This is a genomic window from Pseudoalteromonas sp. PAR1, from assembly GCF_947311895.1.
Lineage (GTDB): Bacteria > Pseudomonadota > Gammaproteobacteria > Enterobacterales > Alteromonadaceae > Pseudoalteromonas > Pseudoalteromonas lipolytica_C.
Map to the genome: position 1 here is coordinate 166,280 of NZ_CAMZMY010000009.1, position 22,588 is coordinate 188,867.

Consider the following 22,588-nt stretch of genomic DNA (forward strand, 5'->3'; position numbering starts at 1 on the left):
AACATTCAGAAGAGGTGCGATACTTAGGTAATTAATGTGAGGTGACGAACGCCGATGACCATTAATGAGGGAAGTACTCGCCGAGAAAATTAATCGGACGTCACGGTTATTTTTCGGTTTATGGGGCTGAATCCTCAAAACTGTCACCAAACTAGGTGGAGAGCTTCTGGCATGGACTACTCTTTATTTTCAAAGCACCCCCTTGCCGAGTTCTTCTTGATTTACTGTGGATAGTTTTCCACAAAAGGAGACGACATGAATACCCAATTAGCCGCCAATACAAAATCAGATTACGTTGTTGCAAAATTTGGCGGTACCAGTGTAGCTAACTTTGATGCTATGAGCCGCTGCGCAGAAATCGTTTGTGCTGATAACCAAGTACGTATTGTTGCTGTGAGTGCCAGTGCTGGCGTGACAAACCATTTAGTTGCATTGTGTAAACGTGATTTGAGCGCGGTTGAGCGTGATGAGCACATTACCGGCGTAGTCGCCATTCAAGAAGCAATTTTGGCAGAGCTGTCGCTCGATGCTGATTTAGCACATGGCTTTAATGAAACGCTTAAGGCTTTTCAAACTTTGGCATCAGAAGGGGTTAAGTCAGTAGCTGAGCAAGATGAGCTACTGAGCTTTGGTGAGCGTTTATCATCGTATTTGTTCACTCAAGTATTACGTGGTCAAGGTCTTGATGCGGTGCGTTTTGATGTACGTAAGGTGCTAAAAACAGATAGCCAATTTGCTAAAGCAACACCTAATGTTGCAGCAACCGCTGCGGCTGCTAAAGAGCATTTAGTGCCGCTACTTGATGAGCAAGTTGTCGTAACTCAAGGCTTTATTGGTAGCAATGAACATAATCAAACAACGACTTTAGGGCGTGGTGGTTCAGATTACAGTGCTGCATTACTCGCTGAAGCAATTAACGCAAAAAGCGTGCATATTTGGACCGATGTTGTGGGTATTTTCAGTACTGATCCGCGTTTATGCGCCAAAGCAAGCCCAATTGCTCGCTTAAGCTTTGATGAAGCGGCAGAAATGGCCACGTTTGGAGCAAAAGTGCTGCATCCTGCAACTATCTTACCAGCGAGCCGTAGCCATATTAGTGTGTTTGTTGGTTCAAGCCGTGAGCCGCAATTAGGCGGTACATGGATTGAAAAAGAAAAGTCTCAGCAACCGGGTATTCGTGCAGTAACGCAGCGTAAAAACCAAATTCTATTAACGGTTAAAAGCCCAGAAATGCTCCTAGCGAGTGGTTTCTTAGCGCGTGTATTCACCATTTTAAGTGAGTTTAATATTTCGGTTGATTTGGTTACTACCTCAGAGATCAGTGTTGCAATTACTTTAGATAACGCGCCAAATGCATCACGTCCTGAGCTTGATCAAGCCTGTTTAGATAAGCTTTCTGAGTTTTGTCATGTATCGGTTGAGAACAACTTGACGCTGGTGGCTTTAATTGGTTCTGAAATTCAATTACGTCAGCAAGAAATGAACTTAATGCAGGTATTAAGTGACTTTAATATTCGTTTAATTTGCCACGGTGCAAGTAAACATAACTTGTGCTTCTTAGTTGAGCAAAGCGAGTCAGATGAAGTCGTGCAGGCTATTCATAGCCGACTATTAGAAAGCCAAGTCGCGGCGTAAGTCGTTAAAGTTAATAAAAGAGCACTGCCAGTCAGTGCTTTTTTGTGCCACGACACTTATATCAAAGCCTTCAATAGAGTTACTATTCGCGCTGAAATTATGTTTGCTCAATTCTTCAAATACATTAGGAGCAAGTAGTTTCGCAATTGGCTGTGCACTTGCTTTGGCAAGCGCTTCTTTTAATGTCCAAATTCTAAAAAAGCACTGTGCCTGTTCATCGGATGCATCAAAACGGCTAATTAAGTCAACTTCATCTTGATGATAAAAGTGCTTTGCGAGTTTGATAAAAGGGCGAGGCTTACTGCTTTGTTCAATATCAAAACCAAATAGCTGCTGTTCTGGGTTAAGAGCTGCACCGATTAAACCATTTGAATGAGATAAACAGGTCCACACAGGTTCTCTAACCGGGGTATGTAGCTTTAGCTTGCTGTCTTTGTCATCAAACTGGCTCGATATTTCATTGAGGGCTAAATCGTCATTAGGGTAAGCGTGTTGATACAAATATTTTAACGTTAGGCGAGTCGCTAAGTACTCTTGCTTGGCAGCAGGGACTTTGCGTTTTTCAAGCACACTTAACTCAAACTCACTAAGTAATTTATCAAGGGGTAAACTTGCAACATCAATACGTGCTGCATCCATCAGCATAATTTTTTTGGCCGTTGATTGGCTTTGCTGCTCGATGATAAGAGTATTCGAAAAGTAGTGACAGCTCATGGTTTAACGCTTACACGAAGGCTCGTATTTAGTTTTGTTTATTTTTACAGCAGATGCACATTTATAGGCACGAACAAACGCAAATAGTTTACGCAGTTGACTGTAATTATGGTTTAATGAGGAAAAATAATAACAGATTTGTAGATGTATGGCACAAGTTCGTGACGGCTTTCAAAGTCGATTAGGTTTCGTTTTAGCAGCTTCTGGTGCGGCGGTAGGTTTAGGTAATATTTGGGGCTTTCCAACACAAGCGGCAAACCATGGCGGCGGTGCATTTTTACTTGTTTATTTTATTGTTATTTTCTTATTAGCGCTTCCAGCTCTTTATACTGAGCTATATTTAGGTCATCAAGCACAAGCTAATCCGGTAAAAGCATTATCAAATGCATGGCAAGATACAGCGCCTAAAGTAGGCGCTGCAGCAGGCTATATTGGCCTCTTTGGTGCGATTGTAATGCTAAGCTTTTATTCGATTGTCGCAGGCTGGATGCTCGCTTATGCCCTTGAGCCAATCGCAAACTTCTTTGGTTTTACTGAGTTAAGTAACTTTTTACACAGTGACTCGATGGCACGTAATTTTGTGTTTACACCACTGATGCTTATTCTTACTGCGAGTATTATTTTAAAAGGCGTTAAATCAGGTATCGAGACTTGGTCACGTCGCTTAATGCCATTATTGCTAGTGTTATTAGTGGCATTAATTGCTTATATCGCGACCTTAGACGGTGCGATGGATGGTTTTGCAGCCTATTTAGTGCCAGATTTTAGTCAAATTCTTGATGCAAACTTAATTATTGCGGCAATGGGGCAAGCGTTCTTTTCATTGTCGTTAGGTGTTGGTTGTATGATGGTTTACGGCTCTTATTTAAAACCAGATGCCAACCTACCTAAATTAACTGGCACTGTGGCTCTACTGGATACCGGTGTGGCCTTTTTAGCGGGTTTATTGATTATTCCGGCTATTTTTGTTGCTCAACATAACGGTGTAGAGGTATTTAGCGGCGGTAAACTGGTCGGTGAAGGGCAGTTAATTTTTGCGATTTTACCTGAGCTGTTCAGCACAATGGGCCAAGTGGGTTTACTCGTTGGCTTATTATTCTTTGTTTTAATGTCGATTGCCTCAGTGACATCAACTATTTCATCGACCGAAATTCCAGTGGCATTTTTAGTTGAGAATCACAGTATTGAGCGAAAAAAAGCGACCTTATTTGTGACGCTAATCGTGTTTATTGCTTCATCACTAATCATCTTAAACTTTGACTGGTTATTTGGCTTAGTGATTATGGTGCTTACACAGTACCAATTACCTTTAATGGGACTGTTCTATTTCATTACTGTTGGCTGGTTATGGCAGCGTGGTAATAAATTGCATCAAGTATCGAGTGGCCCTCATTATTGGTTTGCCCAGTACATTCGCTTTGTCTGTCCGCTATTAATGACGGCGGTATTTGTGAACGTGGCGTTGTTGAAATAGAAACTTGAGTTACAAGTCTCTAGTTTCAAGGGAAAAGTAAAAGGCGTAGGGTTTAAACCTCACGCCTTTTTTAATTTAAGGTGCGCTTGCTTTAAGTAACTTCGTTAGTTAATGGTAATCCTTGGCTTATTTCATTGGCGCTTTGCAATGTAGTGCAGGCTATTTCGCTAAGTGCTTCTTGGGTGAAGAAGCCTTGGTGGCCTGTGACTAACACATTCGGAAAGCTAATAAGGCGTGAAAAAATATCGTCTTGCATGATTTCTTCACGGTGATCTTTAAAGAATAACTCTGACTCTTGCTCATACACATCAAGCCCTAAGTGTCCGAGCTTTTTAGACTTAAGCGCTTGAATACAGGCTTGAGTATCGAGAAGTGCACCACGAGAGGTGTTAATCAGCATGACACCGTCTTTCATCTTCTTAAATGCGCTAGCATCAATTAAATGATGGGTATGCTCGTTGAGCGGGCAGTGCAATGAGATGACATCACTTTGTGTGAGTAATGTGTCTAAATCACACAGGGTGTAAGGGCCTTCACCAGCCATTGGGTCACAAACGAGTACTTTCGCCCCAAAGCCATTTAAGATATTTACCAGTGCTAGGCCGATTTTGCCACAGCCTATAATCCCGATGGTTTTTTTGAATAAGTTAAAGCCTAGCAAGCCGTTTAAATCAAAGTTACCTTCACGTACGCGGTTAAAGGCTTTATGGGTTTTTCGGTTGAGCGTTAGCATAAGGGCAATACAATGCTCTGCCACGGCTTCTGGGCTATAAGCGGGCACACGGCAAACCTTGATGTTATGCTCTTTGGCAGCATCAAGATCAACATTATTAAAGCCTGCACAGCGTAATAAGATTGCCTTTATGCCTAGGGCAGCCATATCAGCAATGACGTGTTTGTCGACTGTATCGTTAACAAACACGCACACAGCATCAAAGCCTTGGCAAAGGGGGGTGGTATTGCTGTTTAAGGATTGCTCAAAATAACTGAGCGAAACAGACTCAGCGTATTCAGTTAGGTTCCTTTCAAAAAACGGTTGCTCATACTTTTGCGCACTGAATAAGGCCAGTTTCATCATTTAAATTACTCTCTATCACCATTTTGAGGGTTTCGGGTTTGGTGCGCGGGGCATATCGCGCAACGAGTTGACCCTCTGAGTTTATAAGAAATTTGGTGAAATTCCATTTAATTGCGCGGTTTTGTGCTATTCCACGGGTATGACATTTTAAATAATTAAATAAAGGATGGGCGTCTGGGCCGTTGACTAACACCTTGTTAAAAATAGGAAAGCTAACATCAAAGTGTTGCTGATAAAAGGCTTGTAGCTCATTGCCATCTAGAGGTTCATTGTGGCCAAATTGATTACAGGCAAAACCGAGTACGGTAAATCCTTGCAGTTTATAGTCTTGATAAAGCTTTTCAAGGCTTGCCATTTGCACTGAAAAATTACATTTGCTGGCAATATTGACAATAAGCGCTGTTTTTCCTTGTAGCGATTCAAGGCTGAAGTTTTCACCAGATGCAAGCTGGGCATTGAAACGATATATACTATCCATGTTTTACCTGTGTGTTTTTAAACGGTTTAAATGAACTTTTTTTCATTCGCTTTTTAGTTATTCGGTTGAGATAATGAAATTGTTACTAATTTATCACTCAAATAGGTCAGTTTTATGTCAATGAAAGTCGCCTTCATCGGATTAGGTGTAATGGGTTACCCAATGGCGGGTCACCTTGCCAACGCAGGTCACAGTGTGACAGTTTACAACCGCACAACGGCTAAAGCGCAAAAGTGGGTATCAGAATATCAAGGTGAATACGCTGAAACGCCAAGTGAAGCCGCAAAAGGGGCTGATATCGTTTTCATGTGTGTAGGCAATGATGATGATTTACGTTCAGTTGTTTATGGTGAAAATGGTGTGCTAGCAAGCATGCATGAGGGCAGCTATTTAGTTGACCACACCACGACCTCTGCTGAGGTGGCACGTGAAGTTGGCGCTCAAGCAAAATTACAAGGCATCGCATTTTTAGATGCGCCGGTTTCTGGCGGCCAAGCAGGTGCAGAAAATGGCGTATTAACTGTGATGGTAGGTGGCGACGAAGCTGATTTTAATGTTGTTCAACCTGTAATGGCTGCGTTTAGCCGTTTTAGCCAATTATTAGGTGAAGTAGGCTCTGGTCAACTTTGTAAAATGGTAAATCAAATTTGTATTGCTGGTGTGGTGCAGGGCTTAGCTGAGGGGTTACACTTTGCAAAACAAGCGGGCCTTGATGGTGAAAAAGTGATTGAAACCATCTCGAAAGGTGCTGCAGGTTCATGGCAGATGGAAAACCGCTACAAAACAATGTGGGCTGGCGAATACGAATTTGGTTTTGCTGTTGATTGGATGCGTAAAGATTTAGGCATCGCTTTGGATGAGGCAAAGGCAAACGGCGCAACTTTGCCGATGACGGCAACAGTTGATCAATATTACGCCGAAGTACAAGCTTTAGGTGGTGGCCGCTACGACACCTCAAGTTTATTAGCGCGTATTGAAGCGCTACATAAAAAGTAATATCAATAAAAAACGCGACAATTATTGTCGCGTTTTTTATTACATGCTTTGTGCATAATTGTATAACGCTTTTAAAATATGCAGATTTTTTTCGTTATCATCATTTTCATGAGCCAGATTTTCAAGGGTGATCATGAAATCTTGGCCACTGATCGAAGGGTTATCTTCGCCATGCATTAGCTTGTTTTGGCAATACTGGCGCCATTTTGCTAGCTCATCTTGGCTAAGTGTGTGTGGCCAGTTTCGGGCGCGGTATCTGAATAACAAGGTAGCAAACTTTTTATCATCAAAATCAAGCTGCATTGTGGCTAATTGCTCAGGGCTTGCATCTCGAATAATGGCAAATTTAGCTTTATCAGCATGGCTGGTAAAACCGTCATAAAGTTGATAGTCAGGGTTGGTAGTTTCGCCGTAATCACGCTGTTCGTTAAATACTTCGGTTACTTTGTCGCGAAGTTCTGTGTTGGCTTTTAAAATAGCGAGATTTTGTAGGCACTTTTCGCGGTCAATACCTAAACGGGCTGCGTTCTCTGGTAACAAGGTTTTTGCTGGTGCAAGAATAGGGCACTTGTTTAAATGCACGAGTTTTAAGCCTACCGGTGCTTCGTCTTCGCCAAGGTCGCTGTGTTTTGTGTAAAGACGGGTGCGTAGCTCTTCAATAGATAAATCTAATAAGACTTGCGGATCTTCAGTCAAATTAAAGCAAATAATGGCGTTTTTATTGACTGGATGAAAGCTCATTGGTGCAATCCAGCTGGTGCAGCCTTGGCTTGCCGGAATTCGTGATGAAGTGTGCACCAGTGGTGTCATATTAAATACATCAACTAAATCTGCCAGTGCTTTTTTAGAGCGTAAGCTAAAGAAAAACTGATACAACTTAGGTTGTTTTTCTTTTATTAGTTTTGCCAACGCTATGGTTGCCGTTACATCACTTAAAGCATCGTGAGCAGCAGCGTGTTCAATGCCATTGGCAACGGTTAAGTGCTCGAGTTTAAAGCTTGGTGTACCGTCTTCTTTAAGCGGCCACTCAATGCCTTCTGGGCGCAGTGCATAACAGGCTCGCACTAAATCAATAATATCCCAGCGGCTATTATTGTTTTTGTATTCACGCTCGTATGGGTCATAAAAGTTACGGTATAAGCTGTAACGTGTGACTTCATCATCAAAGCGAATACTGTTATAGCCCGCTACACAGGTGTTAGGTTGGCTAAATTCAGCATGGATTTTTGCCATAAACTCAGCTTCAACTAAGCCTTTTTGCATCGCAATTTGCGGGGTAATACCTGTTATTAAACATGCTTCGGGGTGGGGTAAGTAATCAGCCGCCGGCTTACAATACTCAATTAACGGCTCACCAATAATATTTAAATCGAGATCGGTACGAATGCCAGCAAACTGACTTGGACGATCTTTTTGCGGGCTTGCGCCAAATGTTTCGTAGTCGTGCCAGTAAATTGTTGGTTGTTGTTGTTCTGGATATGCCATGCATTAAACCTTGCTAAGCGTCGAGCCGTTTTGAGTTATTTTCTGAATTGTCAGAATTATGGCATAGAGCCTAGCTAGTTTATAGAGTAAAACGTAATGTGGCTGTTTAGTGTAACTTTTATAAACACGAGCTGTATAAAAAATGGCCTTGCGGTTAATTTTTATGCTTATATAGTGAGGTGTCGTTAGTTTTTGAGCTGTTTTGTATTCTGTGGCTCGGTATTTGCTAACGAAAACTATCTTTAACAATGAAGGAACAAAAAAATGACTTTATCAGCTTTATTACTATCTACTTTAGCATTCGACGCAACTCCAGCTTCAAGCTTTGATACGACAAAATTACAAGGAACAGGTGGAATTGTTATTATTCGAGAAAAGAAAAAAGAAGAACAACAACTTAATGGTACAGGTGGAATTGTGATTGTAAGAGAGAAAAAGAAAGAAAATTAATAATCTAACGCCAATTTGGCTGGTTTTTTTCTTAATTACATCTTACCCTTATGACTTAGTGTAAGGGTAAGAGATGTTTGAATCTATTCAAAATTTATATAAAGAGTTAATGGTTGCCACTGAAAATCATCAAGTGATTTCTATGCAGGTGATTATTGCTGTTATGTATGTTTTAGCTTTTGCTATATCTTTGTTCCGTGCTATTGGAAATAGAGAAAGATTTAGTGACTTTTTATCAATAGCGACAGTGGTGACAAAATATGCGCTAACATCTTTATTGATGGAGTATGTATTAATTTTTATCGCTGAAAATCAAAGCATTGGAAATACTCAAAATATTTACCTTGTAGCTTGCCTAATAAACTTACTCAGTATTTATATTCTTTATCTCTTACATACAAAATTCAGTTTTAACTTTGGACTGCTATTTTTCTGTGTAATTAAGCTAACAGTAGTTCTCTCATTAGCTCACTTTATTCTTTGGTTTAAGTTTGTTGTGTTAGATATTCAAGCTGAACATGCCTACATACATTACATTTACAGCTTTATCGTACTGTATATCAGTTTTACCCTTGCTATCGTAATGTTATTTCCTGGACTACTTAAAACAAAATTAAAGCTTTTACTGAGCCCAAGCTGGCCATTTCATACAAAAATTTAACACGGATTATTCGAAATATATCAGTTCCACACTATTAATATTAATGCTTTTTCCTGATGTTTTGCGCACTAAGTTTGGGTGTATAGTAACATTTAGTTTACCGAGGGATCGTCATGCTTGAACTAATTTACATAGCCATTGTTGTATTAGCAGTTTTGCTAGCTGTAAGCACGTGGCTGATAGCACGCAAAAATATTTTTGAAGAACAAATCAGAAGCAAATCTGTTGAGGTGGTGTGGTGTACGCTACAGGCAGAGCAAGAAACGGATATCAACAAAGCCATAAAACTGTTTAATAGAGCGGAGGCTCTGAAAAACGAAATATGTAGCCTGATGGATAACAGTACAAGCCTTCAAAAGTTTCAGTGGGTAGAAGCAACTGATCTTAAAAACCAGCAATTAAAAGAGCTATCTTTAGGTGAGTTGCAGAAGTATTACGATGAACAAAATAATATTTCTGAGATCTACAACAAGCTCTATAAAGGAAAAAATTAAAAGCCAGATTATTTTATCTGGCTTTGTAGTTTTAGTTCATTTTTTATCTGTTTAACTTGAATATCAGCTAGCTGTTTGAGTTCATCTTGAGTTTGGTTTTCACCCTTGATTAACCCCGCTATTGACATTTTTTTGATACTTTTTAAAAGCCCATTATTAATTGCCTGCAACAATGGGCCTTCTAGTTTAATTAAATTATCTTTCTTACCACTTAGTAGATAATCAAAACTAACCTGAGCGTGTTTACTCGCTTTATCAATCACTTCATATGGGACAATAGCGCTTTGAATGCATTCTTTGCTATAGCCTTGAGTGAGAGCTAAAGCTTGCTCAAGCTCAGTGTTATTGGTTACTTGATATACTTCGCATAAGCGTTGAAAAATTGCACTTATATGTTGCTGCTCAGAATTTAACTCTTGATCGAACATGGCATATCCTTGCACATTATTTTCTACCAATAGTAAACGACTTTTTCTGAAACCGCATTCATAAAGTGCACGTTTATCAAATATTTAATGCCATATGGTGATACAAGCCAATACCAACTAATACATTAAATGGGAAAGTTATGCCCAAGGAGCAGAGCATAGCCAACCCAATGTCAGCCTCTGGGATGGCTGCTTTGATGGCTGCTGGTGCGGCAATATATGATGCACTTGCTACTAAGCTTGCCAAAATAACAACTGAACCAAGTTCCAGCTGTAAAAGGGTTCCGACACCGACTCCAATCGCGCCAAGAATACTAGGAGTAATAAGAGCAAAAAGTGCTAAGCGCCAGTGATGCCATGGGATAGGGCGTAGTGTTTGAGCTGCCATTAAGCCCATTTCAAGTAAAAACAAGGCCAGTACGACTTTGAAACTGTTGGTTAATAAACTGGTTACTTGACTACCTTGTTGAGTGCCATACATCATGCCGATTATTACGCCACCGACTAACAATATGACGCTTTTGTTTGTTAATGTTTCATGCCACAGTGCTTTAAGTGATAAATGTTTACTTGAGCCATTACCAAGGCTGCGAAATAGCAGCAGACCGACAATAATTGCTGGCAGTTCTAACATGACTAGATACAGTGTTACTTCAGCGCCAACATCTAAAGCATTTGACTCAGCATAAGCCAAAGCAACAGCAAATGTACCGGCACTTACTGAACCATAGTGTGCTGCTATACTTGAACTATTTGCTACTGATAAACCAAGCAATTTATTTAATATAGGATAAACAAGAAGAGGAATACCTGCACCGAGAAGCATCACCGCGCCCATTTCAGGCAGTAATTTCCAATGCAAGCTGCCGTGCAGTACCATGCCACCTTTTAAACCAATTGTTAGCATGAGCAGTAGGCTCAGCGTTTCGTAAGTTGCTTGTGGAATTTTAAGATCTGAGCGCAATAACCCTGCAGCTAGACCCAAAATAAAAAACATTACAACAATATCAGGCACTTTATTCTCCTTTGAATTTAAAATGTCGTCATTTTAATCAAAAAGAAGCATAGTAAATAATTAAATAAATGCTAGTATCTTATAGGTTTTTATCTATGGGTGGTGATTATGGATTTAAGACATATTTCTTTTCGGCTATTAGAAGTGTTTATGCAAGTTGTTAAAACTCGTTCGATCAGTGAAACAGCAAGGCAGTTACATTTAACACAGCCGACGGTTTCTCAACAAATTAAGCGCTTACAAGAAAGTATTAGTGAACCTTTAATTATTGTTAATCAGCAAAAAATTCATATTACTGAAGCGGGTTTCGCTCTTTATCAAACGTGCCTACAAGTATTTGGACAATTCGATGATTATCAAGATTATTTAGTTGAGCTTAGAGGAGGAGAGCGAGGGCGTTGCAAAATAGCCATTGTAAACACTGCACAATATATTTTACCTAAGTTACTGGGCCCATACAGTAATTTACATCCTCACGTAGAATTACCGCTGGAAATTGGTAATAGGGCAGAAGTACTTGCTCGATTTGAAAGGGGAGAAGATGACATTTATGTATTTAGTCACCCGCCGTCACTAGAACATGCAAAGGCTGGGCGGTTTTTGCAAAATCCACTTGTCTTTATTGCTCCTATGCATCATCCACTTGCTCAGCAACAGCAAGTGACTTTAAAAGAGTTAATGAAGGAGCGTTTTTTATTACGTGAACCAGGTTCTGCAACTAGAATGCTATTTGAGAGTGAGCTGCAAAGTCGTGGCTTAGTATTGAGTAATACAGTGCAAATGGCTAGTAACGAAGCGATTAGAGTCGCTGTAGGCTCTGGCATGGGGCTTGGTGTGGTATCACGCCATGTATTGCCAACAAACGATAGCTCTTTTTGCATCCTTGATGTAGTTGATGTTCAGCTTGCTAGTCACTGGTACTTCGTGGTGCGAACTGATCGTCATCTTTCTCATGCTGCTCGTAGCTTCTTAAAGTTCGCAGAGCTTAACCTTGAGCAATGTTTAGACAAAAACTGGGTCAATAATGAATTAAGTACATTGAATACAAGCTTAGCGTAAAGTATTTTTAAAAAGCCATAGTAACGACTTGATTTCTACCGTTTACTTTTGCTTTGTAAAGTCCTTTATCTGCTTGGGCAAGTAACTCGTTTATATTATTGCTTCCTGACTGATGGGTGATTATGCCCACGCTAATGGTTAATTTTATGCGTTGATCATTGAAAGTAAAATAGTCGTTATTGATGGCTAAGCGAATTCGTTCTGATAAGTTTTCACCCTGTAATTGGTTAGTGTTTGGAAGTATAACTGCAAATTCTTCTCCACCAATTCGAGCTACTAAGTCGTGTTCTCTAAGTTGTGATTTTATTTTATTTGCGACCCACTTTAATGCCTCATCCCCAGTTTCGTGGCCATACTTGTCGTTTACTCTTTTGAAAAAATCTATATCAATCATGACTGCGCATAATTCACTGAGGCTATTATTTGCTTGTTCCAAATAGTTATTGCTAATAGTTATAAAAGCTCGTCTATTGAGTAATCCAGTTAATGAATCTCGATTAGCAAGATCACTGAGTACTTGTTCTGATTCTAAAAACATGAGTAATGGCCAGATCATTGCTGTAAGTGTAGTGATGATGATATGGCTAATTAGAATAATGGCAAACACTTGTGATATGTCTGCCTTTATGTAGTTAAAGTGCTCCATCACTAAAAGACCAAATTGAACAAACATGATGGCGCTGTGAATGAAAAAGCATAGCTGCAAGAGCACCAAGTGGATAATTCGCTCAACATTTAGTCTACGTAAAGCATTCGCTGCGTAGAGAAAACTAAAGGCAAGAATTGCAGTCGTGACGAATTGATCAAAACCAAGTTGAAACATGGGAAATAATAGCATTGCAGTAGCTAGTAGAAGATATAAGCAACGTTTTAAGTAGTATTTTTCTCTATTGTTATAGGCATGAATACCTAAGACTGCAGCTAGTGGAGCGGCTATTATAAGTAAATTGGCTATAAAGTGTGTCAAAATTGGAAGGTCAATAAACACACGTGAGGTGGCTGTAATTTGGGCTAATACAAAAATCAGGCACGAACTTCCCCAATACAAATAGCTTTGTTGCTGTCTCAAAAAATACAGAGACAATAAGAAGGCACCAATAACCACATTCAGTAATACCGAAATGCTGATTATGGTGGGTAAGTCCACCATGAATATCCCTAATTCCACTTTACGACATAATTAATTATTATGTACCACGCTGATTAAATCAACTAATGATTTTTACTTAAAGCCTTAAACTCTCTAATGCTGGTTTAAGTTCTGGATAATGAAAACGATAATTATGTTTTAAAAGTTTATCAGGGATCACGAATTGTCCATGAAGTAATAAATCAGACATTTCGCCCATCATTAGCTTTAAAACCCAAGCAGGCATTCTTAGCATTGCTGGTCTTGAAATAACGGAACCCAACGTTTGACTAAACTCATTATTATCAACAGGGTTAGGCGCTGTTGCATTGATAGGGCCACAGATGTCTTGATGAGACAGTACAAATAAAATGAGCTGGATCATATCATCTATATGTATCCAAGACATGCCTTGCTTACCATGACCTATAGGGCCGCCAAGACCAAATTTGAATGCGGGTAACATTTTATCGAGCGCACCGCCATGTTTTGATAACACCACACCAGTTCTGAGTAGACACACTCGCGTTTTTTCCGATTCAGCTTTGGTTGCTGCGTGCTCCCAATCTCGGCATAGTACGTGGCTAAACTCGGGGTATATGTCATTAAAGCTTTCATCTATTTTGCAATCGCCTTGTCGACCATAAAAGCCAATCGCACTGCCAGAAATAAAAGTGTGCGGTGGTGAATTGCAGCGGTTGATTTTTTTTGTGATTTGTTGGGTCAGCTTAATACGACTGTCTAATAATTCTCGTTTTTGTGAATCACTCCAGCGCTTATTAACAATAGGCTCACCTGCTAGATTAATGATTGCGTCTACCTGTTCAAAATCGACCTCGTCTAATGACTTAACAGCCACAACTTGGTGAGTAAGCAAGACGGCTGCTTGGATAGGGTTACGAGTAAGAACCGTCACTTTATGATGGTTCAAAAGAAATGGGCACAAATGCTTGCCTATAAGACCTGTTCCACCCGTTAATAATATATGCATTGTGACACCTTAGAAGACAGTTGGTCTATTTTTTATACATAGTGATGATGATATTTGCAAACTATACGTAAAAAGTAGCTGAATCGATTAGTTTTTCATTCAAGCTTGACCATGAATACAATATGAGGCGTTGTGGCTTAATTTTGCGTTATACATTGCTTTATCTGCTAGGTTGATTAACGTTTTCCAATCGTCACTATGATCAGGAGCGAGAGCAACACCAATACTTAAATCGATGTCAAAAGTATGTTGTTCTATTTCAAAACAGACTTCAAAACTCTTTAATAAATGATTAAGCATAGGTTCTATATATTCAATCTTTGAGATGTTTTCTACGATGATGATAAATTCATCTCCACCATAACGGTAGATGGCGTCATCGGCTCGAAAAGTAGAGCTGATACGTTTTGCTGTTTCAATTAACACCTTGTCACCAATACTATGACCATAATTATCGTTTAATTGTTTGAATTTATTTATATCAATAAAAATTAGTGCCAGTTTGTTGTCTACTGAACAAGTATTAATGGCCTGGCGTAAATGGGGTTCTAGGTCTGAGCGGTTTAGAGCACCTGTTAAATGGTCGTGTTTTGCTTGAAAATTTAATCTTTTAGTTCGCTTATGGATGATATTGCTCATACGTTGAAATCGTTTAAGGAGGTGACCTATTTCATCATGCCTGTAAACAATACTTACGTTAGGTTTATCTCCTTTTTCTAATTGTTCAGTAATATGCAGTAATTGCTTTAACGGAATGAAGAGTTTTTTATTAATAAAAACTGCTGAAAAAACGCATAATAAAATAAGCAGTGGAATTTGAATTGAAATTAGATACGTTAACAACAAACTGTGTTGTTGAAAATCTGACATCTCTATATCTAACTTTTCACGTTGTATATTTTGAAATTCAGAAATTAATTTGCGAATTTGCTCCATGTATTCTTTCCCTTCGTTGCTTTGTACAACCTCCATTGCTGCTTGGATTGCAGAGGGACTGTTTTGCATCACTAAATTAATAGTTAAATCTAACTCGTCAAATTTTTTATTTATTAAAACATCAAGTTGAGATAGTTTTTCTTGCTGCTCTCGCTGATGTATTGTAATTTTAGTCAGGGTTAAAAAGTGTGTTTTTGCTTTTTTTATACCGTCGTAGTAGGGCGTTAAATAAGATGTATTTTGTGTAAGAAGATAACCACGCTGGCCTGTTTCGGCATGAACTATTTGGGTGTAAAGTTTTTCTGATTCGTCAATTATTTCGTGTGTATGATCAACTGCCTCGTGCTTTTGCCTGCCTTCTTTATCTAAAAGCATAACTAAAACAGTGTTAGTGGTAACCAATAAAAGCAATAGTATTAGTAAAGCTAAAAACTGGGTTCTAAGCGACATAGAAAAACCAACGACAAGAAAGTTATATTTTTTAAGTATAAAGTATTGTTTAAGATGCGGACTTTTACCAATTTATAATAAAAACAAAGGCTACTAATAATGTTTTTGGGTTGCTAAATGTTATTATCTTAGTTCTATATTCTAAGTTTTAAAGTGTGTAATAGCTATTTTACTGGTATGCTAAAAACTTAAAAATCGCAGCTTAAAAATGACAAGGAGTGACTGTGAACTTTCTGCGCCAATTTCACGATATTGTATCGAATCAGCAAACTAATTTTGATGATAAAGTGGCGCAATTGCTGCATTTTGGCTTAGCGATATTCAATCTTGATTTTGCAATTGTGAGTCGTGTTGAAGAACAAGTATATACAGTTATTCACGTGGTTTCTCCAAACGATGCGATCCCTGTTGGGTCTCAGTTTGATGTAGCAGGAACCTATTGTTCACACACATTAGCTGCAGACAAAGCATTATCATTTAACCATGCGTCACAGAGCTACATAGCTGAACACCCTTGTTACAAGAACTTCCAATTAGAATCTTATATTGGTGCGCCTATCCACATTGGTAAAAGGGTGTTTGGTACGGTTAACTTTTCAGCGGCACAATCTACAGCACCATTCACAGAAGAGGCGCATGATTATGTTGAACTTTTTGCTCAATGGTTGGGCAATGAGTTTGCTCGTAATCTATCATCAGAAAAATTAATTAAAAAGAACTCTATGCTTGCACAAGTTGAAGAGGTGGCAAAAATTGGCTCTTGGGAGCTAGATTTAATCACCAATCATCTTTACTGGAGTAAGCAAACTAAAGTTATTCATGAAGTCCCTGAAGATTTCAAGCCCGATCTCGAGAATGCTATTCAATTTTACAAACAAGGCGAAAGCCGCCAAGCCATTGAAAAAGTTGTCAAAGAAGCTATTGAGCAAGGTAAAGATTGGAATATTGAAATTGAATTGATAACAGCTAAAGGCAACCCTATATGGGTATCAACAGTCGGAAAAGCTGAATTTGAAGAGGGGGCTTGTGTTCGGATAATTGGTACTTTTCAAGATGTTACTAAGTCGGTACTGCTACGTGAAGAGCTTAAAAAACAAAAAGCTGATGCAGAACGTACACTTGAAGATAGAAGCATTTTGCTTGCCAAAATAAGCCATGAACTTCGTACTCCGCTCAATGGTATTACAGGCATGTTAACGACTTTGTTGTATGAAAAATCAGAGCAAAAGCGTGAAGAGAAACTCAAAATAGCGTTGCGTAGTGCAGATATTTTGCTGAATATTATTAATGAAGTGTTGGATTTTTCAAAAATTAATCACGGCGAACTTAAGCTTGAACCTAGTCACTTCTTATTGAAAACCATTTTTGTTGATATTGTTTCTTTGTATTCTCCTTTGTATCAACAAAGTAACCTTAGCTTTGATGCGACGATTGATATCAGTGATGAGTGTTGGACCTTCAGTGACAATACTCGTATTACACAAATAGTCTCGAACTTGTTGAGTAATGCACTTAAGTTTACTGAGCAAGGTGAGGTAACGTTAACTGCCAGTTCTAAAGAGCTCAATGATAAAGTGTTTCTGTCTTTTAAGGTCACTGACTCAGGGATTGGCATGACTGAGAACTTTATGAAATCGCTATTTTCACCCTTTACACAAGAGATAAGTAAAGATAGAAAAAAAGGCGGTACAGGGCTTGGCCTAGCAATAGTTAAAGAGCTAATTGATTATATGGGCGGCACAGTTGAGGTGAACAGCGAACATAGAAAAGGCAGTTGTTTTGAAATTAAACTTCCTCTAGAAAAAGGTCAACCTCAAAGCCATCAACAACAAGATGTAAGTAATATTGATTTTACAACTCTTCCTCTCGCTATTTTGGTCGTTGATGATAATCAGATTAACCGGTTAGTCTTGAAAGCCCATTTAGAAAAATTAGGCTTAACTGCAGACTTTGCATGTGATGGCGTCGATGCGATCAATAAATGCAAACAAAACAACTACAATTTGATATTTATGGATTGCGTAATGCCTGAACTTGACGGTTTAGAAGCAACACGTTATCTGAGAGCTAATGGTATTTGTCCTGAAAATAAAACGTTTATAATTGCATTAACTGCGAATACTTCTGCAGATGATAAAGCCGCCTGTAAAAAAGCGGGGATGGATTTGTTTGTATCAAAGCCTGTTAAAAATACGGCAATTGAACAATCCATTATTGCAGCAAAAGGACATTTAGCGCTTTAAACATAAGGTTTAAAGCAATTTTATACTTATATCCCTAACCCTAACAATACATTGCGATTGCCTAAGTTTAGGCTATCTTCAAATTTAACCTATACTTAATGTATATAAAAATTTGGGGTAATGTAATGAATCATGCTCAAAATCGTCGGCGCTTTTTGAAAACTCTTAGCGTAGGTGCTGCGGTATCAACGTTGGCGTTTAAAGCCCCCTATGTTTTTGCTAAAAAGCAAATCACTTTGCGCGTTATGGGGACGCATGTCACATTACAAGAAGAGCTCAGACAACGCGCAATGCGTGAGTTAGGCATTAATGTTGAGTTTACCCCAATGGGCAGTGCTGCTGTACTACAAAAAGCAGCTGCAAACCCAAATTCATTCGATCTCTATGAGCAATGGTCTGATTCAATCAACATACTCTGGCAAGCGGGTGCAATACAGCCATTAGATATTGATAGGTTAAACTATTGGCAAGAAATTAACCCTTTGACTAAAACAGGCAAGATTACACCTGAAGCAAGCATAGGAGCCGGAGATTCACCTAACAAGTTACTTTATGTTCAAGCCGATGGCTCCTTGGGAACTACACCTACAAAGCAAATTAGTTTTATGCCTTATGTCCATAATGTTGATTCATTTGGCTACAACACTAATTTTATAGAACAAGGAATTCCTTATGAAACAGAGTCATGGGCTTGGTTACTTGATGAAAAAAACAAAGGTAAAGTGGCTTTAGTGAATGCTCCCACTATTGGAATCTTTGATGCAGCTTTAGCAGCTCAAGGCAAAGGACTGATGCGTTTCAACGATATTGGCAATATGAGTATTTCTGAAATAGATCAGCTATTTGCAATTCTACTCGAGAAAAAAAGGCAAGGTCATTTCGCTGGCTTTTGGACGTCTGTTCCGCAGTCTGTAGATTTCATGAAAATGAAACGGGTCAATATTCAAAGTATGTTTTCTCCAGGTGTAAGTGCATGTAAAGGACAGGGGATACCCGTTGTTTATGCTTCTCCCAAAGAAGGGTACCGTGCATGGCATGGGGTTATGTGCTTATCTTCTAATACACAAGGACATGTAAAAGATGCGGCATATGAGTATATGAATTGGTGGTTATCTGGCTATCCAGGAGCATTTATTGCGCGCCAAGGTTATTATATTTCTAACCCCGATCGCAGTCAGCCGCTTATGTCAAAGCCGGAATGGGATTATTGGTATGAAGGAAAAGCTGCATCAATAGACCTGCAAGGTACAGATGGAAAAGTGTCGGTTAAAGCGGGCCAGATGCGAGATGGTGGCAGTTATATAAAGCGTTTTTCGAATATTGCCGTTTGGAATACAGTAATGCCTAATTATGATTACAGCTTAGATAAGTGGTATGAGCTATTAAACTCATAGGGAATTAAATTGATTAATATCATTTCTAAGTCACTGGCAGCTAAAGTATTACTTGCATTAATGCTGGTGATATTAGTCATGGGAATAAGCTTTGTTGTGATGAACAAGCGCCTCAAAACAATTGAAGTGTCTTTCAATGATATTAGCCGTATAAGCAATTATGCAGTCAGCATCTTAAGCATAAACAAAGATATTGTTGAAATGCAAAGAGATATTTCTGTCTATGGCTCGTCTGGAAGTGAAGCTGTTTTTAGTAAAATCATAGAGAATTTCGACAGTGTAAAAAGCCGTTTAAATGAAGTTAACTTGAAATCAGATGAGAGTGATAGCCAAGTATATTTAGACTCTATGTCTGAGTTAATCGACAGATATAGTGATAATTTAGCTGTCCTCACGAAGCGATATGAAATTAGATCAGAGCTCATCGAAGTTGAACTTCCGAGCATTTATTTTGAGGCCGTTACTCATCTTGAAAACCTAAAGAAGCTAGCTGTTTCTAATGAACAAATGTTGATCATCGCGGAAAGCCTCAATATGTGGCATGTGCTACATCGTGATGCCTATCAATTTTTAACTAAAAAAGACTATACAAAACGAACTGCCGTTAATAATGCTTTGCAAGTGTTATCTGGGCTTAATAATGATCTAGCTATGACACAACAAGACGATGTTCAGAGTGAAATTTTAAGAACAGCGACATTAGCGAGCACTTATCAGAACGCTTTTTCAAAAGCTATTCAGGCCAATCGCAACTACTTTAGTTTGGTAAATGTTGTAATGGCGGGGGATGCAATCGAGTTTAGTACACTAGCAAATAAGTTAAGAGAGAATTCTTTAGCCCATTTAAATCAGATCAAAAAAGACGCGGAAATCACAGTTTCTAAAACCGAAAAAATATTAAAAGCACTGGCGGCTGTCGTGTTTATTTATGTGTTAGCGCTTGCCGCTTTTTTTCATCTACAAATATCTCAAGCCATCAAGAGGCTCACTGTCAGTTTTCAACGCTTTTTAGAAGGGGATTTATCGGCACCAATCCATGATTTAAATCGTAAAGATGAAATTGGAGTTCTTGCAAGCGCAGCAGATAGCTTTCGTATTTTAAGTCGTGATCTTTCTGAAGCAAAAAAAGTTGCAGAGCACACGACAAAAGTAAAATCAGAGTTTCTCGCCAATATGAGTCATGAAATAAGAACTCCTATGAATGGTATTTTAGGAATGGCTCGACAATTGAGTAGAACAACACTCACTACAGAACAGGCAAAGATGCTTGCTATTATTCAGTCTTCTGGTTCGAGTTTATTAGTGATTATTAATGATATTTTGGATTTAAGTAAAATAGAGGCTTCTAAAATTGAGCTAGAATCTCAACCAATTAAGTTAAGCAGTATGTTAGATGAACTCCAGCATTTATTTTTAGAACAAGCACATAGCAAGAATATTCAATTTAATATTGAAACAAGCCCTGATGGCAAAGAGGCCATCTTCTTAGGAGATGAAACGCGTTTGAAACAAGTACTAATTAATTTACTTGGTAACGCAATTAAATTTACAGAGCGGGGTAATGTGACGTTGAGTGTTGAAATTGCTCAACGTAATGATGAATTTAGCTTAACGTTTAACGTAATAGATACTGGGATTGGTATAGTCAAAGAGCACATGAGTAATTTATTTGAAGCCTTTTCACAAGCTGATGCCTCAATTACACGTCGCTTTGGTGGTACAGGGTTAGGTTTGGCTATTTCGAGTAAGTTACTCAATTTGATGGGCACAACTTTACATGTTGAAAGTGAAGCTGGTGCTGGTTCACGTTTTTATTTTCAGATGGTAGCAAAACAGAGCTTTAAGCATGCTGATATAAAAGAGGTAACGCTGATGAAATTTCCAGATGAGTCTTTTGATTTCTCAAGACTAAATGTTCTGATTGTTGAAGACAATGAAATCAATCAAGTCGTTATCGAAGCGATGCTAAATGAATTTAATATTAGCTCAATAAAAATAGCAAATGATGGTGAACAAGCCATATTACAATGTGAGAAACAGTTATTTGATATTATTTTCATGGACATGCAAATGCCTGTTTTAGATGGCCCTCAGGCAACAATAAAAATACGCGAGAAAGAAGCCTTTAAATCAACACCTATCATTGCATTGACAGCTAATGTATTAAGTGCAGATAAGCAGCGCTGTTTCGATGCTGGGATGAATGATTTCATTGCTAAACCAATAAAGTATGAATCTCTAAAAGAGGTATTGTTAAAGTGGTGCACACCAGCAGATGACAGCCAAGAGGAGCATTATACCTGCTCAAAGTGAGCCTATGTGTATACAGTAAAATACGAATGTATTGTTTTCGATTTGTTTGTGCTTTTATATAAATTAAGTTGCAGAGTACAACAACAATAATCCCAAGCTAATCATTTCAACTCGTATAAAAAGTCCGTATAATCCACGCCGAACTTTTTACTATGAAACATGGCTTAGCAAAGCCTGTATGAGCAGAGCAAATGAATCAAACTGATACTAGAAAAGAAACTCTTGAATTTAATAAACTTCAAAAGCGTCTAAGAAGGCATGTTGGTAACGCGATTACTGATTACAACATGATTGAAGACGGCGATGTTGTTATGGCGTGTATCAGTGGTGGTAAAGATTCTTTTGCGATGCTAGATATTTTGCTTAATTTACAAAAAGCAGCGCCAATTAAATTTGAAGTGATTGCGGTAAACCTTGATCAGAAGCAGCCAGGCTTTCCTGAACACATTTTGCCTGATTACTTTGAAACGCTAAATATCCCGTATTACATCGTTGATAAAGATACCTACTCAGTAGTAAAGGAAAAAGTACCAGAAGGTAAGACGACGTGTGGTCTGTGTTCACGACTTCGTCGCGGCACACTTTATTCATTCGCAGAAAAAATTGGCGCGACAAAACTAGCACTTGGTCATCACATGGATGACATTGTTGAGACAATGTTCTTAAATATGTTCCATGGTTCACGATTAAAAGCAATGCCACCAAAATTACGCTCTGATGATGAACGTAACGTAGTCATTCGTCCGTTGTCATATTGCCGTGAGAAAGATTTAATTAAATACGCAGAGCATAAAGATTTCCCGATTATTCCTTGTAACTTGTGTGGCTCACAAGAAAACCTTCAGCGTCAATCAATTAAAGCCATGCTGACAGAGTGGGATAAGAAAACTCCGGGTCGTGTTGAGAGTATCTTTAAGTCTTTACAGAATGTTAGCCCAAGTCAGCTTGCAGACAGAAACTTATTTGATTTTGAAAACTTACCACTTGATAGAGAAGGCAATCGTGAAAGCTATGACTTTAGCGAGGCGGTAGTCTCTTCGACAAACATTGATGAATCATTATTTATTGATGTAACAAACATATAATACCATATATGGACTATCTCCGATTGCAAGACAGTAATTGATAGAATTTCAAAGTTCATTGCTGCCATATATTCGGCTTT

The 22,588-nt window shown here is 38.7% G+C and carries 20 protein-coding genes and 1 riboswitch; of the genes, 11 read left to right on the top strand and 9 right to left on the bottom strand.

Annotated features, from left to right (window positions below; all coding sequences use genetic code 11):
- The first annotated feature begins 1 nt into the window (after window position 1).
- A riboswitch (Lysine riboswitch) is annotated at window positions 2-174 on the top strand.
- 81 nt (window positions 175-255) lie between these two features.
- The gene (lysC, locus tag QL229_RS09810) at window positions 256-1,635 is read left to right on the top strand and encodes a lysine-sensitive aspartokinase 3 (RefSeq protein WP_135924272.1); all 1,380 of its coding nucleotides are present in this window, start codon (window positions 256-258) and stop codon (window positions 1,633-1,635) included.
- On the opposite strand, the gene QL229_RS09815 is transcribed toward lysC, so the two are convergent.
- Complete coding sequence (locus QL229_RS09815; protein WP_281546820.1) at window positions 1,612-2,349, bottom strand: 4'-phosphopantetheinyl transferase superfamily protein; 738 nt, start codon at window positions 2,347-2,349, stop codon at window positions 1,612-1,614. The two genes, lysC and QL229_RS09815, sit on opposite strands and share 24 nt — an antisense overlap.
- Window positions 2,350-2,497: 148 nt before the next feature.
- Here QL229_RS09815 and QL229_RS09820 point away from each other — a divergent pair, with 148 nt between their 5' ends.
- Window positions 2,498-3,823 (top strand): sodium-dependent transporter, encoded by a 1,326-nt coding sequence (locus QL229_RS09820; protein ID WP_138558562.1) that lies wholly within the window; start codon window positions 2,498-2,500, stop codon window positions 3,821-3,823.
- 91 nt (window positions 3,824-3,914) lie between these two features.
- On the opposite strand, the gene QL229_RS09825 is transcribed toward QL229_RS09820, so the two are convergent.
- Both QL229_RS09825 and QL229_RS09830 read right to left on the bottom strand, forming a co-directional pair.
- Complete coding sequence (locus QL229_RS09825) at window positions 3,915-4,898, bottom strand: 2-hydroxyacid dehydrogenase (protein ID WP_135926271.1); 984 nt, start codon at window positions 4,896-4,898, stop codon at window positions 3,915-3,917.
- Window positions 4,864-5,379: a glutathione peroxidase gene (locus tag QL229_RS09830; protein WP_138558561.1), complete on the bottom strand. Its 516-nt coding sequence runs from the start codon at window positions 5,377-5,379 to the stop codon at window positions 4,864-4,866. The genes QL229_RS09825 and QL229_RS09830 overlap by 35 nt, the downstream gene beginning before the upstream one ends.
- A 114-nt stretch (window positions 5,380-5,493) precedes the next feature.
- Between QL229_RS09830 and QL229_RS09835 the strand changes: the two genes are divergently transcribed.
- Window positions 5,494-6,375 carry an NAD(P)-dependent oxidoreductase gene (locus QL229_RS09835; protein WP_138558560.1) on the top strand — a complete coding sequence of 294 codons (882 nt, stop codon included), beginning with the start codon at window positions 5,494-5,496 and terminating at the stop codon, window positions 6,373-6,375.
- A gap of 39 nt (window positions 6,376-6,414) precedes the next feature.
- On the opposite strand, the gene sbcB is transcribed toward QL229_RS09835, so the two are convergent.
- Window positions 6,415-7,860 carry an exodeoxyribonuclease I gene (sbcB, locus tag QL229_RS09840; protein WP_138558559.1) on the bottom strand — a complete coding sequence of 482 codons (1,446 nt, stop codon included), beginning with the start codon at window positions 7,858-7,860 and terminating at the stop codon, window positions 6,415-6,417.
- Window positions 7,861-8,124: 264 nt separating this feature from the next.
- Between sbcB and QL229_RS09845 the strand changes: the two genes are divergently transcribed.
- The 3 genes from QL229_RS09845 (at window position 8,125) to QL229_RS09855 (ending at window position 9,465) form a co-directional block, all read left to right on the top strand.
- Window positions 8,125-8,310: a hypothetical protein gene (locus QL229_RS09845; protein ID WP_135924277.1), complete on the top strand. Its 186-nt coding sequence runs from the start codon at window positions 8,125-8,127 to the stop codon at window positions 8,308-8,310.
- 73 nt (window positions 8,311-8,383) lie between these two features.
- Window positions 8,384-8,971: a hypothetical protein gene (locus QL229_RS09850; protein WP_135924278.1), complete on the top strand. Its 588-nt coding sequence runs from the start codon at window positions 8,384-8,386 to the stop codon at window positions 8,969-8,971.
- A 113-nt stretch (window positions 8,972-9,084) separates the two neighbouring features.
- Window positions 9,085-9,465: a hypothetical protein gene (locus QL229_RS09855; RefSeq protein WP_135924279.1), complete on the top strand. Its 381-nt coding sequence runs from the start codon at window positions 9,085-9,087 to the stop codon at window positions 9,463-9,465.
- Window positions 9,466-9,473: 8 nt separating this feature from the next.
- Here QL229_RS09855 and QL229_RS09860 read toward each other — a convergent pair whose 3' ends face one another.
- Together QL229_RS09860 and QL229_RS09865 are read right to left on the bottom strand one after the other, a co-directional pair.
- Window positions 9,474-9,893: a hypothetical protein gene (locus QL229_RS09860; protein WP_138558558.1), complete on the bottom strand. Its 420-nt coding sequence runs from the start codon at window positions 9,891-9,893 to the stop codon at window positions 9,474-9,476.
- A gap of 76 nt (window positions 9,894-9,969) precedes the next feature.
- Window positions 9,970-10,908, bottom strand: coding sequence for a sodium-dependent bicarbonate transport family permease (locus QL229_RS09865; protein ID WP_135924281.1), 939 nt, complete (start codon window positions 10,906-10,908; stop codon window positions 9,970-9,972).
- Window positions 10,909-11,016: 108 nt separating this feature from the next.
- Here QL229_RS09865 and QL229_RS09870 point away from each other — a divergent pair, with 108 nt between their 5' ends.
- Window positions 11,017-11,967: a LysR family transcriptional regulator gene (locus QL229_RS09870; protein WP_135924282.1), complete on the top strand. Its 951-nt coding sequence runs from the start codon at window positions 11,017-11,019 to the stop codon at window positions 11,965-11,967.
- 7 nt (window positions 11,968-11,974) lie between these two features.
- Here QL229_RS09870 and QL229_RS09875 read toward each other — a convergent pair whose 3' ends face one another.
- From QL229_RS09875 to QL229_RS09885, 3 genes are all read right to left on the bottom strand, one after another.
- Window positions 11,975-13,117 (bottom strand): GGDEF domain-containing protein, encoded by a 1,143-nt coding sequence (locus tag QL229_RS09875; RefSeq protein ID WP_138558557.1) that lies wholly within the window; start codon window positions 13,115-13,117, stop codon window positions 11,975-11,977.
- A 76-nt stretch (window positions 13,118-13,193) separates the two neighbouring features.
- A complete protein-coding gene (locus QL229_RS09880; RefSeq protein WP_135924284.1) occupies window positions 13,194-14,087 on the bottom strand; it encodes a TIGR01777 family oxidoreductase in 894 nt (297 codons plus the stop codon).
- Window positions 14,088-14,186: 99 nt separating this feature from the next.
- Complete coding sequence (locus QL229_RS09885) at window positions 14,187-15,473, bottom strand: diguanylate cyclase (RefSeq protein ID WP_135924285.1); 1,287 nt, start codon at window positions 15,471-15,473, stop codon at window positions 14,187-14,189.
- Between the two features lie 224 nt (window positions 15,474-15,697).
- On the opposite strand from QL229_RS09885, the gene QL229_RS09890 reads away from it, so the two are divergent.
- From QL229_RS09890 to ttcA, 4 genes are all read left to right on the top strand, one after another.
- Window positions 15,698-17,716: a GAF domain-containing hybrid sensor histidine kinase/response regulator gene (locus QL229_RS09890; protein ID WP_138558556.1), complete on the top strand. Its 2,019-nt coding sequence runs from the start codon at window positions 15,698-15,700 to the stop codon at window positions 17,714-17,716.
- Window positions 17,717-17,961: 245 nt separating this feature from the next.
- On the top strand, window positions 17,962-19,110 hold the full coding sequence (locus QL229_RS09895; protein WP_240704542.1) for an extracellular solute-binding protein: 1,149 nt from the start codon (window positions 17,962-17,964) through the stop codon (window positions 19,108-19,110).
- A 9-nt stretch (window positions 19,111-19,119) separates the two neighbouring features.
- Window positions 19,120-21,423 (top strand): ATP-binding protein, encoded by a 2,304-nt coding sequence (locus QL229_RS09900; RefSeq protein ID WP_138558555.1) that lies wholly within the window; start codon window positions 19,120-19,122, stop codon window positions 21,421-21,423.
- Window positions 21,424-21,614: 191 nt separating this feature from the next.
- Window positions 21,615-22,508: a tRNA 2-thiocytidine(32) synthetase TtcA gene (gene ttcA, locus QL229_RS09905; RefSeq protein ID WP_054561325.1), complete on the top strand. Its 894-nt coding sequence runs from the start codon at window positions 21,615-21,617 to the stop codon at window positions 22,506-22,508.
- Window positions 22,509-22,588 lie beyond the last annotated feature (80 nt).